Source organism: Candidatus Thiodiazotropha sp. AKAK2, assembly GCF_058244685.1.
The window spans coordinates 1-18,740 of record NZ_JBSYOP010000017.1; the positions used below are offsets into that span (position 1 = coordinate 1).

Consider the following 18,740-nt stretch of genomic DNA (forward strand, 5'->3'; position numbering starts at 1 on the left):
ATCAGAAAATACAACGAAGAGCGGCCGCATCAGTCACTCGGTAAATTAACACCTGTCGAATACCGAAAGAAATATGAGCAGGAGAACTCTAATTTAGGCTGGCACTAAAATAGGTGGGTTTACAAAAGCTTTCGACTGGTAATCTTAGATCAGGCAGCTTTTCTGGATATGCTTGATACTTATCCCAATTTTGAACATCGGATCCGTAAATAGATGCATGACCGTGACATATAAATATTCCTGCAGATACTGCGTTAGTCGCCTCTTTGAGCACTCTATTATTTTTTGCCGTATTATTAATAATGAACTCAATATCCTCATCTAGGAGATCAGGTTTCTTCTGTTTGTAATGTGCAATATAGATTGGATTTAGCTGATCAAATGTTAAGACAACATCTGAGATCGAAATCGTAAATGCGTCTGGGGTTGTGTCTTTTGTAACTTCACAAATCACTTTTGCAAGATCTTTTGCCTTCGAAGGAGAGACAATCACAAGCAAATGTCCGCGTCGATCCTCAACAACAACATCGAGCTCAACACCTGGCCATATTTGAAAATCGCCTCCCACTGTATGGGTAAACTCTTCATACTGATCTAAATCGAAAACATTGTGATTAGTGATTGCGACGATTTTCACTTCTGTGGAAGCGATTATTTGGTGGAACCTATTTGCATCGACCTCTCTAGAGGCTGCGTCACCTTGCTTCGTCTTTTTTGTGTGGACGTGAACATCAATTTTCATATCCCTTTTCAACCTCTACTATCGCATTAATAACTATGTCCGCTTTGGGTTGCGAATTCAATTGATCGATGCAACATCTAATCTCTAACTATAGAGAGGAGGATGTTGAAAATGAAGCGGCGACCAAGAATACACTACACAGAAGAGCAAAAGGCGATAATGTGGGATCGTTGGCAAAAAGGTGAAACCCTGGGTTCGATTGCTCGGTTGTTTGACCGACATCACCCATCAATTGAGCGCATCATTAGAGCGCATGGTGGTATACGCCCGCCAGAGCGTCGACGATCACCTTACGCACTAACCTTAACAGAACGCGAAGAAATATCGCGCGGCATAGTTACAGCTCGCTCAATTCGCTCAATTGCCGCCTCTCTTGGTCGAGCGCCTTCGACCATCAGCCGAGAAATCAAGCGTAACGGCGGTCATCGTGGTTACCGGGCAAGTCAGGCTGAGCAGGCGGCCTGGGATCGGGCAAATCGCCCTAAAACCTGTAAACTGGTTGAGAAGCGGACGTTGGCTCGAATCGTAGCCAGCAAGCTTCAGTTGGAGTGGTCACCCGAGCAGATTGCGGGTTGGCTCAAGCTCACCTATCCAGACGACGAGCACTACCAGGTGTCACACGAGACGATCTATAAGAGCTTGTTTATCCAGGCGCGAGGTGCCTTGAAGAAAGAGCTATTGCAACATATGAGGCGTACACGAATGATGCGTCGTTCACGCCACCACACCCAAAAAACAGCGGATCATGGCCGGATTACCGACACGGTATCGATCCGCGAGCGGCCTGCCTCAGTTGAAGATCGTGCTGTTCCTGGTCATTGGGAGGGTGATCTGCTGTTCGGTAGCAACAACAGCCAGATAGCGACTCTGGTGGAACGCCATACGCGTTATCTGATGCTGGCCAAAGTCAATAGCAAAGACACTGAAACGGTAATCAACGCATTGATCAAACAAGCACATAGATTACCGAAGGAGCTTTATAAGTCTCTTACCTGGGATCGTGGCAAAGAAATGGCCGATCACAAACGCTTCACTTTAGACACCGGTATTCAGGTATATTTCTGTGATCCCCATAACCCTTGGCAGCGAGGTTCTAATGAAAATACTAATGGTCTGTTAAGACAATACTTTCCGAAAGGAATGGATCTGTCGGAGATATCACAAGCAAAATTGAATGCTGTTGCTAGGCGATTGAACGAAAGGCCAAGAAAAACGTTAAACTACAAAACACCAGCTGAACAGTTTAACCAATGTGTTGCGTCGATCGATTGAATCCGCAGTCGAAATCAGACTATGCACCATATTATTTTATGTGTTCTAAAGCGAAGCTGCGTAAACGAAATACCGAAAACTTCTCGCCAAAACGAATATCATGTTTGGTAAATAATTTATACCAATAACGCCTCGGGCATCTTCAAACCCAAGAACAAAGACTTATACGCCTCTTCGATTCGCTTCTGCGATGGGTCAATGTATTCAATCGTCATTTCGGGATCTTCATGATTGAGTATGTATCGGATCAACTCAAGATCGCACCCCTTGCGATCTAACCAGCTGGCAAGGGTCCGCCTGCCGCTATGACTCGATCCCCCTTCTATGCCGGCACCTTTGAGGATCTCCCGCATCAGGTTCTCGAGGGAGCTACAAACGAGGACCTCTTTCATGCCCTCACTCGTTTTGTAGCGTTTTGTGTTGAACGCGAACTTTCGCCAAGAGCCTTTCTTTGAAAGGAAGAGTGGGCTATCACCTGAGAGTCCCCCGAAGCTTCCATCCTCAGAAATCATGGCTTGCTCGTTGACTCTCTGTTGTAGCCAACAGTGAAGCGCCTGCCTGTGTTGAGGAGCAACAATATAGGCAATGCGTGACTTGTTGGTTTTTGTATACTTTGCCGGAATCGAAAATGTCTTTTTCAGTTCTCCATTCGGTCGGCAAACATCTTTGACCTTAAGCTGAGCAACCTCATTGATTCGCATGCCTGACCCGAAGAGCATCATGATAATCGCTACGTTTCTGCGTCCAAGCTCACCCCGTGATGCTCGCCATAACACATCAGTCAGTTGCCCTGGTCGATCAATGACTTGAGCTTTCCCTTCCCCCGGCTCATACAGTTCAATAAGCCGCTTTACCGGCCTGACCTTAGATACCATAGACTGAATCCACCTCAATGTGGTGCCAAATTCCAATAATGATACTTGTTAGATCAGAAATCAATCTGAACACAGTGTTTATAGGACTTCATTGGAATCTTCCCTTTTTACATGAATGACAGAGTCGAGTAAGTTCATATCCAGTTGGGCCTTTTGAAAGTCGAGATATCCTGCAGGCAGGCCTCTGATATCATTAAAACTTGAGCATTTCGTCAATCTCACTGGCGACAAAGCCTGCTTTTAATATCGATTTCAAATCTTTTAAATATGTCGCTTTTTCAAAAGCATCAGCAAACGTCGAGAATCCAAAGGATTCAAGTCTACTAACGAGTAATCTAGTGTTGTTTTCGCCGGGCAAATGACAGACGAGGCTTATTAACTCATCGATAGAATCAGACAGTGTTCGCTGAAACGGACTGCGTACATTGGTTTGATGTGCCACTAGCGGTTTAGCGACACTTTCGCGGAAGTTAGAGAATAACTTTTTAATACCGCGTTCTCTCTTCCAAAAATCAAAGTCTATATTATGGATAGCTACGCCCTGAGAATCATTTAAAATTATAGAAACAGGTCTTACATCAAGGCCATGTAATCCGAATGACGTCTCAACGACAAGACCCTGAACGTCTCTACCCATTTTCCATAAACGTATTGCTGTTTGATTGTCATCAGCGGGGATGTTTAAGATGAGGGTATCTCCAAGTTTGTCACGCACTTCGTACATATAGACCTGATTAATGTCATCGAATCCTACCTGTCCATAGCTGGAAGGGATAATCATTGCAGGTAGCTGCACCTGGCGCCTACCAATCCCGTGACCGAGTCGAATTTCCACATCCCTCCTGAAGGACGACCATTCGTCATGAACCCCATTAGACTCTAGAATCTCACCCAGTGATATTGGCATTGGTTGGTCATGGTTTGCATGCTGGCTCTTACTGGAAATTGCCCCATCACTCGCGATCAGAGGTTTTGCCAAGTGAACTCGACGCCCCATAACGCCACGCAATGTACTAAAACCCCAGACTGGCATTTGGTAGGCTGTTGACACATCGAAAGAAAGATCGATTCCAGCGCTTCGTCCTTCAAGCATGGTTAACCATTCACAGGATACAGGATCAAATATATAAGCACTCAGCCCCCTTGCGCCCGTCGTACTTCGCCATCGCGATACTGCCAATGGCCATACCTCCATCGGCTTGCCGCTTTTGTACTCTCTTTTTATTGAACCGGTTAATATCTGGTTCGTTGGATCATTTCTAAGTGCCTCCAATAAAGTATAGGCACGTGATGCCCGCAAGAAGAAGTCTGCAGGATCAAAATCAATACTTCGTTCGCTAGAAGCTCGTGCTTGCCGGCTTAAAGCCCTCAATTCTGCCGATAGTCTTGGAAGTGACTCACAGCGGCTTGAGATTGCAAGATCCAAGAGCAAGTCGTGTCCAAGAGGAGACCTGCTCGATAATGTGGCCGTTACTGCTTGCTCGATGGTTAGTTGCGTGCTGTTGATGAAAGCATTGTCAATATTCGGGCCTGTTCCTATAGCATACGAACTATCTGAAAGTTGTAATCCCTCTTTCTGCCGGACCAGTAGCGCCGCTACCGTAGATAAAAGCCGTTTACGTGTTTTTGGTCCTTTATATGCAGCACCCTTTAAACCGCTACTACCGATAAAGGTGACTTTGGCATTCATTTCTTCAAATAAAACCGCTACATTAAGCCCCTCTTCAATTATGCAATATTTGGGATTGTCGGATATTAAGGCAAGGGATTTACTCCAGTCAGCACCGGAAAACTTTATGATTTGCTCATCCTTTAGCGCGTAGATTTCCTCTAAAGCAGAGGACGGTTTAGGTTCGTTAGGTGTCTTTTCAACAGAGGAGTTTTGCTCACGAAGCAATAAAACCGCCACTAGGATATGTCGACAAATTCCATGTGCTTTGCAGGTACAAGTGGCTGCCTTAGGGCCTTTCTCGTCGAGATCTACGGACGCTTTGCCTACTGTTACCGTTGCTTTGTTATCATCGATATTCTCAATAGTTCCAAGACCGGCCTCGACATCTCTTTGAGCCCGTCTGAGCAAACCCTTTGATGTCAACGTTTCAAGCGCCATACTGTCGTGGCTCAAAATCATCGACCTGAGTGTCATTGCATGACTCCTGCAAGCCATTGGGCAAACCGGTCTGGTGTCATGGCCCCGACATGCATGCCGAGGTCTGCCAATCTCCCTGCAATCATCTGGTCGTAAACCGGTTCGCCGCCATCGTCTAATGCAGCAAGACCGATGAGTTTTACTCTTTGCTCAGCAAGGCGAGCGATCGATGCATACAGCGGACGCGGAGAAGCACCCTCGCCAAAATCACTGATTAGTGTAAGCACCGTCCGATCTGCATCCTCAACAAGATTCTCACAGTAGGCCACCGCTTTGCCAATATTGGTACCACCACCAAGTTGAACTGATAGCAGCGTCTCTAACGGATCTGTTAGGCGATCAGAAACATCAACCACCGAGGTATCAAAAAGCACCATGCTTACTGTAACACCAGGTAATCCTGACAAAATCGCTGCCATTACCGCGGAGTAAATTATGCTGTTTGTCATTGAACCGGACTGATCTACACATAATATGATCCGCCAAGGGAGGTGTCGGCGCTCACGGGCATTGAAGAATATTCTATCCGCGATAATACGCTCTCGAATTGGATCATAGTTTTTCAGGTTCGCTCTAATTGTCGTGCGCCAGTCAAAATTAGCTGCTGATGCGATGTTTGATCTTCTGAAACGATTCTTGCGACCTGAAAATGCGCGTTGAATTTCTGACCGCAGCCGCTCAACGATCTCTCGAATGACTTGATCTGCGATTTCGCGTAACTTCTCTTTTACGGCAGGCTGCGCGCGGCCCTGGAAACCAAGGAGGACTTTTAGCAGATTCTGATTGGGCGCGAGTGATTCGAGGGTTTGTGGGTCATTGAGCAGATCAGACAGGCCGTATCGATCAAGGGCATGGTCTTGTAAGGTTTCAAACACCGTTTCGGGAAAAAGGCTTCTCGCTTTACCGAGCCAATTGATCGCATTCATTTGAGTGGGATCAAGACTTCCTGGGCCACGACCGGTTTTTACACCGCGTTTTTCGTATTCACGTGAATATAGGAAATCCAGGGCGCGATCAATTTCCTGATCACTTTTCTCCAGTATTTCGAGATTATCACGGGCATATCGCCCGAGGGCCAGACGCCAACGTCGCTGTGGCTTACTGGTCATCTGCCCTCCTCTAACCATGCCTTCAATCCATCTGATTGCATCGACAACCTCAGTTTGCGCTCAATCTCAATACCTTGCTCTAGATCTTCTTCCGAAAGTTCGTGCTGGGAATCGAGATACTCTAATCCTCTTCCTCCATGCATATTTGCAAGCAGACCGGCAACCCTATCGGTCTCGCGCGGATTCAGCGCTGTAAATGCCAGTCGAAGATGGGGTAACAATTCAAGAAACTCATCTTCTGTGAGATCACAGAGTAATTTATCAATTTGTTGTAGTACTTCTTTGTTACGCCAGATGATCTCCGGGGTAGTAAAAATGAGTCCTCTTAAGATTCCTATTCGATCTTTTGCATGATCAAAGCTACCATTGAAACTCCCAGCTAAAGCGCGGCAAACCTCTTCAGGCGATCTCATGTCAGCCATGAGCGCAATTGCCAGGACTGATCCGAGAATAACAGGTGGTGGTTTAACATCCGCAACGCGATTAATCGCTTCGTCAAATTGACTTCGATCGAACGCTTCAGCGCCGGGCGAACGTAACAAATCCATCATGAGTCGTAATGACTCAATGTGTTCCTGAATATTTTCATCTGATGATTTAGGAAGGTCTTCACAAAGATAAATAAGCCTTTGATACGCGGCTTGGCGGACTTCACTAAGAGGTAAACTATATGAAATCTGTAGGGGGCCAGATGCGTTTGTGATTGTGTGAAGTCGTCGTAAGGTCTGTGCCACTGAATAGAATTCACCGTGAGATTTTATATCTGCCGCGAGTTCATTAAGGAAGTCGTGTAGATTCTCTCCGAGACCAGCAAGTAAACCTTGTACGAATAAATCAGTCAAGCTGATGATATCCCGACTTTTGCCTGCTTTATAGATCTCAGACTGTTTGTTTCTCAACACGCTGATACAGGCACTATTGACGCTATCGCCGATTGTTGCCAGCGAGATCAAGCGTCCTTCTACCATCGGAGACCAAGCAAAAGACCACTCTTCAAACAATCTTTCTGTATGTACATCAAATAAAAAATCAGGCCCAGTAATTCGATTTGCAAAACCGGATTCTAACAGGGACATCGCGTGAAAGAACTGTGACACAGCTAAATGTGAAGGCTTTCTGCGAATATCAAGTTTGCGCTGTCTTCGTGCACCATCGCGAATATCGACACGCAGACTCTGCGCTCGAGATCGTGCATCGTCGACAATGGGGGGTGACCCTGCCGAGGAAGGGATATCTCCGATTGCATTACCTCGAAGGAAGTCAAAAAGCCTTTCCGTCCATATCTCTCGAACTCCGACTTCGCCTTTCACCAAGGCTGTTCTAACCGCATCAATTAGGTCATGACGCCCTGCCCCCTCTCTCCCACGCATAGCTGCCAATGCTTCGGCAACACGGAGTACTTCTACTTGTGCCGGAACAGTCATCGTATGGCCTTCTTCTCTAAGATTGCGACTAAATCTGGTTACCAGATCTAACGCAGTTTCACGCCACTGGGGTGCGCCATTTGCATCTTTAGCCCGATGCCATAAATAATCGTAGTAACCAGGTTGCGGTAAACCTGCTCCATAGCCGCTTAAAGCATCAAGCGCTTCAAATCCATATCGAATGAGATAAGAATTTCCCGGTTGAACGGTTGCGGCCTTCTTTGTTCTTTTTCTGCTTTCAACAGCTTTTATCAATGCGCTGGTATGGAAACCGCCGGTAATTACCAAAACAGGGCCTTCCTTTTTTAAAGCCCCAAGGAGTGCATTACTCATGTGCTCTTCACGAGTTTGATCGCCATTAAGTTCTATCGCACTTTTTGGTGTAGTGTATCGTAGGCATGCACAGTAAGCGCCAACGTCGGCTAAAAAGTCTCTCCAATTATCCTGTCCAAGGCGAGATTCAAATAGGTGGTCCCATAGCTCATAGCCATTTCGACAACCAATCTTTTGACACATCGAAGCAACGAAATCACCTGTGTCGAAATGCTCTTCACTATCGATCACTAAATTCTCATCCGTTGAAGGTGTCGATATCATGGCTTTATTAGCCGATGGCAAATCGATGAATTGAAGCTTTGCCTTGACTTTCTGACCTTCTACTAAGGCAACATACTCCGGAGAATGGGAACAGAATGGATAATAGGTCGCTAGGCGTGGGTGTTCTTTTTGACCTATGAAAACCGCTAGCGCAACAGGTGGAACTGTGTTTTTGTGGAGAAGTAAATTGATGTGCTTTTGCAGATCAGTAGGCGCTTCGATTAGAATTTGGCGGGGCCTGATTTCACGAATGAGTGCTCTCACTGCCCAAGCGCAAGCCGGCGAGTGGTGTCTTATCGGTGCGAAATAGAGTCCGGTGTCTTCCTGAATCAATGACCCACGAAGAGAGTCTAACTGTGACAGGTCATCCATCTAAATCCTTCTTTGCTGCCTTATAAAACTCTGACCACGCTTTGTTTCTCTTCATTCGTACTTTAGCGATCTGATCAACATAGGCACGGAACCTCCGAGCATCCTCAAGGTCATCTTTGAAAACGACGCCACGGATTTGCCGAGCAACATGTGAAGTCGACATGTTGGTACCATCTAAATATAGTGCATCGAGTGCCGCCGCATGCGCGACATTAACTGCCTCTGCCGTAGACATAACGCTATTGGGTGTTGCTACAGACGCACCATCTTCAGTCTTTCCGGTTCGCAAATCCCGAAATACTGAAACCAGTACATCGATCACATTGGTATCGATAGGTGCCATTGTTGCATGATTATCCATCCGCTCAGCAACTTGACGAGCAACCAGCTCCTTTTCAAAATTGGCATCAGCTATGGGTTTAACGGTTTCGAAATTAAAACGTCGTTTCAACGCACTCGACATGTCGTGTACACCGCGATCTCTTAGGTTTGCGGTTCCAATCACATTGAAACCGGGAACAGCACGAACCTCTTTACCAGGACCAAGTTCAGGAATCGAGATTGTCTTTTCGGACAGAAGAGAAATCATGGCGTCCTGAACCTCTGGCGCACAACGTGTCAACTCTTCCAGGCGTGCAATTTTTCCCGTTTGCATCGCCGAAAGTACAGGTGAGGGAACCAATGCCTTTTCACCAGGCCCTTCCGCTAGCAAAAGCGCATAGTTCCATCCGTATCGCAGGTGATCTTCTAGAATACCCGCCGAGCCTTGGATCACAAGATTTGAGTCACCACTGATCGCGGCAGCCAATAGTTCGGAAAGCAGAGACTTTGCTGTGCCAGGCTCTCCAACCAGCATCAATCCCTGGTGCCCCATTAAAGAAACGATACACCGGTCTACTAGCGGATCATCCCCAAAGAACTTTTGTGATATATCTAGGCTTTTATCCCCGAGGATAAAACGCCTTACCGATCTCGGTGATAGCAACCATCCATTTGGTTTGGCCTCCCGATCATTTTCCTGCAGCCGGTTTAGTTCCTCCGAAAACTTACTCTCTGCAGGTGCGCGTTGTACTTGAGTTACATCCATGGCATGTTTTTCTCCCAGTTTTCATCAAATGCGCCTTTTTTAGCAATTGATCGATAATCATTCCAACACTCTGAGAGTAATACTGGCGGGATATCTGAGAGTTTCAAGGTTCCTCCGGTTCTTCTTCCAGACGAGTAGCGTTCAAATGCAAGTGAGATCATTGCGGCTGGAACATTTTCTTCGGGAAGACAGTTTCCGGAAAACTCAATGCTTGCCAATATACCAGCACTTTGGAAATTCTTTGTGTACTCATTAAAGTAGCCGCCATCCATAGCTTCACCGCGTTCATATCCCAGTTTTGAGGCTTCACCTCGAAACGTGAAGGTATCCGTGACCCACCCCTTTCGATCTTCAATAACGGTCATCGACGCTTGCTCTTTATCAATAGACAACAGGGGACGAGTAAACTGTTCAAACAGTGGTTTAACCTCGTAGTCGTCAAGATGGCGCTGCCATGCCTCAGTCTCTGAGGCCTCAATCAGTGCGCCATGGGCAAGACGGATCGATGAAAACGATTCAATGTCGATATCTTGATCGTTAGCATCGGTGTAGTCACCTTCTTGGGTCGGTCGAAACGCGGTGACAACGTTTTCACTGTCATCCAAACCCAACCAGACACTGCGTTCAGCCAGTCGTCGCATGATGGGGTGTCCGCCAATATCGCGTTGCCATTCTTCGAGGCGCCAACTTCGCTCGGCACAGAGCGCCTCGTAAAGCCGGGACGACTGCATTGAGATGACTTGTTTCAATTCGCGGCGGGACGTGGATAGCTGTTTCTTTGACGCCTTCGTTGTATCGTCTTGCCCACTGGGTAGAGATTTTACGAACTTACCGTCCGGATTTCGGATTTCGAAAATGAAGGAATCACCGATACTTGCTGCATAGATTTTATGATCTGGCCCACAGGGTAAACGCAAAATGCCATCGTCATCCAGACCTGCACTGGGTACCGTTCTATCAGCAAGTTCGTCTAAACTCCAGGAGTTGGCCTCAGCCACTTTCTCGATAAGAGTCGCCGCGAATTTTTGTACGCCTTTTTGTTTTAGTCGGGTTGCCGCTGCGATGACAACCTGTAACGACACTGGATCTCCTTTGTGCGCAAGCATCTCTAGTAATGCGGAAGCCTGCGAAGTTCTTGAGCCATGATTTTTCAGGAAGTTTCTCACCCTATCCGCCGCGAGGGTTGCAGGTGTGTGACTTGCCAGCGCGAGTAATCCTTTTGTCGCTGCGCCGCTATTGAGATAGTTTGACATAAACTCCCGTTTTAGGTCTGCGTAGGCCTTCTCCTCAGTATATTCCTTATACCACTTCTTCATACTGTTATAGCGATTGGTTGCATTCTGTTTCGCATAGGCGTTGCCTTCCTGCTCCGAAGGCTGTTCGGTATCATAGTTATACCAACTATCTAAAATCCAAGTTGAAAAGTGTTCTGCATCTTGCGGATTCAGGCGATCAAGATAAATATCAAAGAGTGCATTTCCTCCGGGTTGTTTTAATTTTACCGCAAGAAAGATCCACCACTTAAGCACTTCATTCGGGACAGCTCGATTTGAGGGGTAACGCAGTTTGGGCAGATGATCGAGGTTTAGCCATGCAAGTTTATCCAGTTTGGCTTTTTTAAGACCGGCTTCTGCCTCTTCGAGCAGCGCTTTCGGTCCAACGAATCCAGTCAAATCCTCTCCAAGTGTGTCTAATGTGGTGAGGAGCGCAGCTTTAGTCACCTCAGATTTCTCTTTTTTCAACCGCGCTTTGAGTGCTGGAATACCTTCTACGTAGTGCCTTGCTGTAATCCATTCGGCAGCACCTGCACGAACAGCCTGACGAGAGTCATTGAGCAATGCCAATATATGATCATCCACCGCTGGTGCATTCGCCAGCATCTCGCGTGCTTCGGCTCTCCCGGCTTTTGTTTCACCGGTTGCGGCTTCAAGTAGCTGGCCAAAATATCGCGATGGCGTCTTCGGAAGCCGATATAGCACTTTAATCGCGCCTACGCGGCTAAGCTTTATCTCTGTTTGGGGTTTTAGCCCAAATGCCTCGTCGATCACATCAAAACTTTGTGCCAGATAGGGCCACACAGCATCGGATGGTACATTATCGAGATTGGGCTCCATGTAGGCGTAATCGTCTTGAATCACAGAGCGCAGTAGGTCACCTGCTTGTACATTTCTCGTTATTCGGTTTGATCCATAGCCAAACCAGTTTTCAGATTCCATCTCGACATCGATCGCTTCAAGATTTCGAAGATCACCATTCGGACCATTGATAAAATCGCGTATTATGTCCACAAATGGCCCTTGTCCATAAGGTGATAACGCAGCATAGGCACTTTGCGTCGTTTTGACAGCTAATCGAAGCGCGGTTTTTTGTGGCAGTTTTGCCAGCGCGTTACGGGACCACTGTTCACCCGATCCGCGGGATAGAAAATAAATTAACGCCTGATTGGCTTTGTTGTTGGGTCGTCCTGCTTGATTAAAAAACGCAAGCGCTGTATCTGAGAGATTTTCTTTCAACAATGGCAGCCGATAGCTATATCCAGACTTTTTATTTTCTTCATTCTGTTTTTTTATTCGATTATTTTCTTCCTGAATTATCTTTACCAGATGAATACGGTCATCTTGTCCAAATTTTGGGTTGTCTCCATCGGGAATCGTTCCGAGCTCAGGTATCTCAACAACAGTTCCATCGATAGCTTGATATTGCTTGTTATTGTCGCTGTCTGGTGACTCAGTTTTGACGTGTTTGGAGACTGTCATCGCCGCATCAATAGCGGCCACGATTCGGGCGGTTTTTTCCTTCTCTTTGTGGGAGTGTAAGGCTTGCAATGCCTGTTCCGTCCCTAGCTTGGCAAGTAACTCAACCATACCTGCACGCATTGATACGTTACCTTTATCCAAAAGTTCAATGGCTTTGGGTTCAAGATAGCCCGTATCGAATGTACTTATCAGTGATATCGCCGCCTCTCGTACTGCTTTGGAATTGTCACCGGCAAGTTCGACTATAAAATCCCGGTATTCCGGTGTGTCCGCCAAACCGCATCGATGTAGTTCCTGAATCAGATTGGATCGTGAGATTGCATGAATTCGTCGACCTGCATCTATGGTTTCCTTGGGATAGGTTTTGAGTAGTGGTTTAACGTCAATGGCTTGACGATAGAGATCGCCAGTAATGGAACTCCATTGTCCATTTTCATGGAATAAAACATCGACCAGGTCGACAAGCGTCCCACCAAAAGACAAGGTGATATCCTGCGCCGTTGCAAGCGTCAGCCCGCTCTCACGAATCTTTTCAGGCTGTGCTGGCCAAGTATTGATGCTCTTTTTGATTCCTTCAAACACTTCAGAAAAGAAGACTCTTACCAATCGGCTAGCCTTGCTGCTGCCCGCACAATTATCAGGAATATCTTTGAGAGAGGCTGATAAGACTTCGGTGTATCGATTTGCAAATTCGACGTCGTAAGGCGCGTGTTGCGCCAACAGCTGTCGGCGACTCCTGGTGGCTGAATTGTGATCTAGATAAGTCTTGCACACTTCCAACTCTGACCCGGTACAACCGTTCGATAGCGTGGACAAAACGGTCTCATGCTTGCCATCGATAATATAGTCGATAGCCTTTTGATCCAGGCCAGATTGGACAGCATTGAGCCGTTTCATGTCCGCAGTCACTGTCTTGGTCCGCGGGTCTACCGCACGCTTAAGTTTGTTAAAAATATTCACTGAATCCTACTTCCATTGTTAATGCAATTTTTAAATTCCGATCAATAGGTTTTCCAAACTCGGGGCTTGATTAGGAGACACATGGTATTTAGTGATCTCTTGTTGGCTCAAGGGACAAGGTCATATCTTCACATCTCAGTGTAAAGGTTTAGTGAAAATCCACCCCGTCCAGAAAATGTGCCGCATCCACGGTGAGCACATTGGTATAGATCTCCGTACTGTCCACAGAGCGATGCCCCAATAACTGACTCACCACTTTCAAAGGCCGCCCATGTAATAAGAGGTGCACCGCAAAGGCGTGCCTGAATGTGTGGCAGCTGATCCGAAAATCCGCCCCCCCTACGCGCTCCACCAGGCTGTTGATATGCCGGTTGACCGTCTGCCGCGCCATCGGAAAGATTCTTTCAGACTTTCTAAACCGTCCCGCATACAAGCGACTGTGGCGTCAACCCCGTCAATAGAGAGATCAATAAGCCCAAGTAACTTGATCTCTTACCATGGCATTCAACATGGTAATAAACTACCGCATACAGGCAGTTAATGCCACCTTCTTATGTTTACCCTGTGCAACGAGCTGTCGGTAGAAAGCCCGAATGATGGGATTGCATTGAGTTGCACTCAGGGTGGCCATGTAGAGTGTCGTACGCACACCCGCTCTGCCGCCTTTGATTCGTCGCTTGCCCCGTGATTTACCACTGTCGCGATTGATGGGTGCCACACCGACCAGGGCGGCTACCTGCTTACTGCTCATAGATCCCATCTCTGGCAAATCGGCCAGCAGAGTATATGCCAGTGTTTCACCTACACCCGGGGCTGACATTAAGATCGATTTCCGTTCAGCCCACTCAGCCTGTTTTTCGATGACGTCGTTGAGTCTCTTCTCTATTCGCTGAATCTCCGCGTCCAGTGTTCGTAGTATTCGTCGGCAGGAGGCTTCAAAGGTCTTGCCCATGATCTGTAACCGATTGAGTTCCTGGGTACGCATCTCCATGATTTGTCGACGCCGGGCTATTAAGTCTTTGATTATCTGTAGATTACGACTGACTTTTGGCGTTGGATTCGGCTGGATGACGGCGGCATATTCGGCAATCACCCGGGCATCGATCTTGTCGGTCTTGGCCAGCTGTTCAATGGCACCGGCATAGCGACGTACCGACATGGGTTTGACGATACAGACGGGTAGAGCCTTTTGGTAGGCTGCCGTCGCCAGGGCCAACTGGTAGCGCCCTGTGGCCTCCATGACTAGGCGTTTTACCCGGTAGTGGGCGAGACGCTTGAGTATTCGCTGGATCCCTTCAGGCGAATTCTCTTCCTGCCAGTGGACATCTTTTTCATAAATGTGGATATCGAGCATCCATTTACCTACATCGACACCGACATTCACACGGGATTTTCTCTTTTTAAGGTTTGTCATCTGCACTCACCCTTGCTAAATTCGGGCTTGAAGCCCATTCGACTGTTCGAGATAAATCGGGTCGGTTCAGTGCCCCTGCTTGTTAACGGTCTTCAAGACCTGTGCATCATCGGGCTACTGAACCGGTAACTTGCTGCTACAAGTTACGGGCTTCATTTTATCAGCTCTCCACTTAGAGGCAGGGATTAGCTATCAGTGCATCAATTCAACCATACAAGCACTTAAAAATCGCTCGTGCCTCGCATGGACGCACACTCCGTTCGCGCCAGTTAAGTAATCGTTAATGTCTGCTATGGGTCGGCTACGGTCTATAGCGCTGTACAGTACTTAGATCTGCTTTTGAGTACGAGGCTTCTTGAACCATATTCGTTCAATCTTCTGGTACTGGCCGGAAGCACTCATTCGATGCTCTGAATTGGAGCATACAATCAGCGACGCTGTTGTAATACCGATAGCTCAGCAATCCCGGATTGGTCTGGTGTCAGCTTCCTTCCGTAGTAGGCAGGCATCTCAGGGCGCTCCCAATCCCCCGCGAGCATAACCCGGCCGATATCGATGCCGGCGGCCAGCAGGTCCTGGCAGGCCCCGATCCGGCAGGCGTGCCCGCTGAATCCCCGCGCATCCCGGCCGGCCGCCTGGGCCATCCGTTGTACGGCCCGATTCACCCCCTTGGTACTGATCGGCGCCTCGAGGACATCGCCGCTCTTCGTCACCCCCCGGAAGATCACTCCCTGTGTGATGCTGGCGAGCGCGCACCAGGCCTCAATGGCGGCCGCCGTGGTCTCGTGTATGAACTTGGTTTTCACGACCCCCTGCTGTGCGGTTGAACGCTTCTTGGACCGGATGACTCGCATCCGGTAACCGTTGCGATCCTGGCTCAGCCCCTCAATGGTCAAACGTTGTACCTCTGAGGCACGGAGCAGGCAATCGTACATCACCCGCAGCAGGGCGTTATCGCGCACGGCCCGAGTGCCCTCCCCCAGGTTGGTCAGCCCGATGCTCAAGGTCTTCCAGCGCAGGCCTTCGGACTGAAGGGGCTCTGAGATATCGTCCCGATAGACCCGCTCAAAGGTCAATGTCACATCCTCGTCGGTGACAGGATTGGCCAGATTGACTGTCTTGTGTGCCTTGGCGATCGAGGCCAAGTAGCGACGCACCGTCGACTTGGCCTTGATCTCGGCTTGGTCGACAACGAAGTCGGCCACCGCCCGGGGTGTCGTCGGCAGGACCGGCAGTTCCCGAGCCCGGCACCACTCGAAGAACAATCGGAGATCCCCGCACAGGGCCCGGTAGGAGTCGTCCGATATCGCCCCCCAGGCCTTGGCCAGGTAACGGAACAGCTGCACCTTGGCCGCCCACTGACCGGGGATCTCCCTGTCCTCCGGCGCCGGCCAGTGGGGACTGAGCCGCTCCCAGGCAGGACAAGTAGGTAGCTGGTCCCGAGGGAGTTCAATCAGGGTCGCGACCGAAGCAAGCAGTTCGTTCATGGGGCCTCCGGGTGGTAAATGCCGGCCGCCGCCCCTCCGGGAGGGTCTCGGTGATTCAGAAAACCAGGATAGGGCAAAAACTGCTTTTTATCCATCTGATAATGGGAGTTATCAGACATATAGGCTTAAAATAATATCACATGATATTATTAAAATATCGAATATCTGATACTATATAGTACATATAGAACTTTTTGATCTCACTTTATAAAATGAGCCACACCATGCACCCTGCTCCCGAGACACAGACCGACACCCTCAAAACCGCCGACCAGGTCGCCCTCGCCGCCCACAAACTGCTCCGCCAAGGGCAAGGCCAAGCGATCACCCAACGCAAGATCTATGAGGCCATCGGCAACCGGGGCTCCATGAAAACCATCCAGCAGGCCCTGGGGGATTTTTGGGCCGACCTGGGGACCCACCTACAGCAGCTGGAGTACCTGCAGGGATTTCCACCCGAAGCCCTCACCCCCCTCCTGGAGGCCTTCGCCGGGATCCGCGCCCAGGCCGAAGCCCAGGCTCGATCGAATTACGAATCCGATACCCAAATGGCCCGTGAAGCGGTAGAGACCGCTATAACCGAACGACGCGCCGCCCTGGAGGCCCTGGAAACCGCCAAGGCAGAGATCCAAACCCTGCAACATCAGATTGAGCAGCTGGTGGAAAAACGCGATACCCTGCAGCAGCAACTGATCTCAGAGACCGATCGGCGCCAAGCGCTTGAGGCGCAAATCCCCACCCTCCATGAAGAGTTCCGGGTACGCCTGGAACAGGCCGAAAGCCAAACACAGCGTGCACAGATGGCCTTACGCAAGGAAGAGGAGCGCCACCAAGCCACCGAGCACCGACTGACCACGCTTTATGACCAGGAGCGTACTGCACGAGCACAGGAGCGTGTCGAAGCGGAGAAAACACAACAAACTTTGCAGATGAAGCTTGAGAATCTCAACCAAAGCTTCCTGGAGGCGAAACAGGCCAGTACCGAGCGCGCCAGTGAGCTGAGTCAAGAGGTCGCTCGACGCGCTGGCCAGGTCGAGCAGCTGGAGACCGCCTATCAGCAGCAGCAGACTCAACTGGCGTCTGTACAAGCCGAACGTGCCGAGCTCGCAGCAGCCCTGGCAACTGAACAGGCAGAGCGTCGGCATGACCAGCACCGACACGACGATTTGGAGCAAGCCTGCGCTAAACTGGAAACAGAGTGTCAGCAAAAGACCAAAGCCATCGAGAAACTCACCAAGCAGGTTGCTAAACTACCCAAGAAGGCGAAATAGATGGCCCTCCCTACCCTACCCTCCACCACAGACCCCACCGCTGGCCAGCTGCGAAATGTACCGGTCGACAAGATCAAGCGCGGTCGCTGGCAACCGCGACGACATTTTGATCCGGAAGCCCTGGCGGAGCTCACTGAAAGCATTGAGCAGCAAGGGGTGATTCAGCCGGTCGTGCTGCGATTCGACAAAACCGATGGGCAGTACGAACTCATTGCCGGAGAACGCCGCTGGCGCGCCTCGATGCAAGCCTACCTGCATGAGATCCCGGCTATCGTGCGAAACGATCTCACGCTCGCACAAGCCTGCGCTATGTCCCTGATCGAAAATGTCCAGCGTGAGGATCTGTCTGCGATCGAGGAGGCGCTCGGACTCCAACGACTGATTGAGGAGTTCAAGCTAACCCATCAGGAGGCAGCTCAATCAGTAGGTAAATCTCGGTCTCATCTGACCAATCTTCTCCGCTTGCTCGAGCTCTCCGAGCCAGTGCAAGCGCTCGTTGATAAAAAGAAGCTAGATGTGGGGCACGCCAAGACCCTACTCCCTCTACCCAGCCGGTACCAGATCGAGCTGGCCACAATGGCCATTCAGCGGGAATGGTCAGTCAAGGTACTGACAGAGCGCGTCAATGACATCAAGGCGATTTTATCCGGTCAGGCCAGTCGAACGGCACAACCGGATCGGGATCCCAACATCGATCGACTGGAACGGTTACTCAGTGAAAAATACTGCCTGCCCTGTCAGGTGACGTTTTCAGACAGCCAGGCCAAAGGCCGAGTGACGCTGACCTATCACTCCCTGGAAGAGCTGCAGGGGTTGCTGGAAAGTTGGGGGATTGATAAAAACTGACCATCTTAAGCCAGATTTTAGCCGCAGAGGCTCATGGATTGAGCCTCTCCATAAATATAATCGATGGTGAGAAATGCGAATTGAAGATCTTCAACATGATGAAATATTGGGTTAATAAGCAAAAGCGTCGCTACTATCGCGTCCATATGGACCGAGATCTCCTGGGAGATCTTACCCTCACCCGATCCTGGGGGAGTCTGGACAGTCGGTTGGGTCGAATTCAAAACGAGCTCATCTCGGATCTCAAACAGGGACGAAAAATCCTCGATGAGATCGGCAAATTACGAGTCCGTCATGGCTATATCGTCGCTCGAGGTTGATCGACTGATCAGATGAACAGCCGGCGTAGTTGCCCCCAGATGATTCGGAAAGGATGCGT

15 protein-coding genes are annotated in these 18,740 nt (G+C 49.1%); 5 read left to right on the forward strand and 10 right to left on the reverse strand.

Annotation, left to right across the window (positions count from 1 at the left end; translation table 11 throughout):
- Positions 1 to 108: an integrase core domain-containing protein gene (locus AC4IE8_RS05895; RefSeq protein WP_490790165.1), complete on the forward strand. Its 108-nt coding sequence runs from the start codon at positions 1 to 3 to the stop codon at positions 106 to 108.
- Here the strand turns inward: AC4IE8_RS05895 and AC4IE8_RS05900 are convergent.
- Positions 89 to 742: a hypothetical protein gene (locus AC4IE8_RS05900; protein WP_490790545.1), complete on the reverse strand. Its 654-nt coding sequence runs from the start codon at positions 740 to 742 to the stop codon at positions 89 to 91. The genes AC4IE8_RS05895 and AC4IE8_RS05900 overlap by 20 nt on opposite strands.
- Positions 743 to 853: 111 nt before the next feature.
- On the opposite strand from AC4IE8_RS05900, the gene AC4IE8_RS05905 reads away from it, so the two are divergent.
- On the forward strand, positions 854 to 2,014 hold the full coding sequence (locus AC4IE8_RS05905; RefSeq protein WP_490790546.1) for an IS30 family transposase: 1,161 nt from the start codon (positions 854 to 856) through the stop codon (positions 2,012 to 2,014).
- 116 nt (positions 2,015 to 2,130) lie between these two features.
- On the opposite strand, the gene AC4IE8_RS05910 is transcribed toward AC4IE8_RS05905, so the two are convergent.
- From AC4IE8_RS05910 to AC4IE8_RS05950, 9 genes are all read right to left on the reverse strand, one after another.
- Entirely contained in the window at positions 2,131 to 2,889 is a 759-nt protein-coding gene (locus AC4IE8_RS05910) for a tyrosine-type recombinase/integrase (RefSeq protein WP_490777335.1), read from the reverse strand.
- Between the two features lie 193 nt (positions 2,890 to 3,082).
- Entirely contained in the window at positions 3,083 to 5,035 is a 1,953-nt protein-coding gene (locus AC4IE8_RS05915) for an SWIM zinc finger family protein (RefSeq protein ID WP_490790547.1), read from the reverse strand.
- Positions 5,032 to 6,147, reverse strand: a complete 1,116-nt coding sequence (locus AC4IE8_RS05920) for a VWA domain-containing protein (protein WP_490790548.1) — start codon at positions 6,145 to 6,147, stop codon at positions 5,032 to 5,034. Before AC4IE8_RS05920 ends, AC4IE8_RS05915 begins: the two co-directional genes overlap by 4 nt.
- Complete coding sequence (locus AC4IE8_RS05925; RefSeq protein WP_490790549.1) at positions 6,144 to 8,540, reverse strand: DUF5682 family protein; 2,397 nt, start codon at positions 8,538 to 8,540, stop codon at positions 6,144 to 6,146. Before AC4IE8_RS05925 ends, AC4IE8_RS05920 begins: the two co-directional genes overlap by 4 nt.
- A complete protein-coding gene (locus AC4IE8_RS05930) occupies positions 8,533 to 9,627 on the reverse strand; it encodes an ATP-binding protein (protein ID WP_490790550.1) in 1,095 nt (364 codons plus the stop codon). Before AC4IE8_RS05930 ends, AC4IE8_RS05925 begins: the two co-directional genes overlap by 8 nt.
- Positions 9,618 to 13,280 (reverse strand): DUF4132 domain-containing protein, encoded by a 3,663-nt coding sequence (locus AC4IE8_RS05935; RefSeq protein WP_490790551.1) that lies wholly within the window; start codon positions 13,278 to 13,280, stop codon positions 9,618 to 9,620. Before AC4IE8_RS05935 ends, AC4IE8_RS05930 begins: the two co-directional genes overlap by 10 nt.
- A gap of 211 nt (positions 13,281 to 13,491) precedes the next feature.
- Positions 13,492 to 13,734 carry a tyrosine-type recombinase/integrase gene (locus tag AC4IE8_RS05940; protein ID WP_490790552.1) on the reverse strand — a complete coding sequence of 81 codons (243 nt, stop codon included), beginning with the start codon at positions 13,732 to 13,734 and terminating at the stop codon, positions 13,492 to 13,494.
- A gap of 129 nt (positions 13,735 to 13,863) precedes the next feature.
- Positions 13,864 to 14,757, reverse strand: coding sequence for an IS110 family RNA-guided transposase (locus tag AC4IE8_RS05945; RefSeq protein WP_490790553.1), 894 nt, complete (start codon positions 14,755 to 14,757; stop codon positions 13,864 to 13,866).
- A gap of 428 nt (positions 14,758 to 15,185) precedes the next feature.
- On the reverse strand, positions 15,186 to 15,914 hold the full coding sequence (locus AC4IE8_RS05950) for a tyrosine-type recombinase/integrase (RefSeq protein WP_490790554.1): 729 nt from the start codon (positions 15,912 to 15,914) through the stop codon (positions 15,186 to 15,188).
- Between the two features lie 554 nt (positions 15,915 to 16,468).
- On the opposite strand from AC4IE8_RS05950, the gene AC4IE8_RS05955 reads away from it, so the two are divergent.
- The 3 genes from AC4IE8_RS05955 to AC4IE8_RS05965 all read left to right on the forward strand — a co-directional run bounded on the left by AC4IE8_RS05955 (position 16,469) and on the right by AC4IE8_RS05965 (position 18,681).
- Positions 16,469 to 17,515, forward strand: a complete 1,047-nt coding sequence (locus AC4IE8_RS05955; RefSeq protein WP_490777347.1) for a DNA-binding protein — start codon at positions 16,469 to 16,471, stop codon at positions 17,513 to 17,515.
- Positions 17,516 to 18,361, forward strand: coding sequence for a ParB/RepB/Spo0J family partition protein (locus AC4IE8_RS05960; RefSeq protein ID WP_490777348.1), 846 nt, complete (start codon positions 17,516 to 17,518; stop codon positions 18,359 to 18,361). It abuts the gene before it with no gap.
- Between the two features lie 95 nt (positions 18,362 to 18,456).
- Positions 18,457 to 18,681 (forward strand): hypothetical protein, encoded by a 225-nt coding sequence (locus AC4IE8_RS05965; protein ID WP_490790555.1) that lies wholly within the window; start codon positions 18,457 to 18,459, stop codon positions 18,679 to 18,681.
- Positions 18,682 to 18,740: the final 59 nt, after the last annotated feature.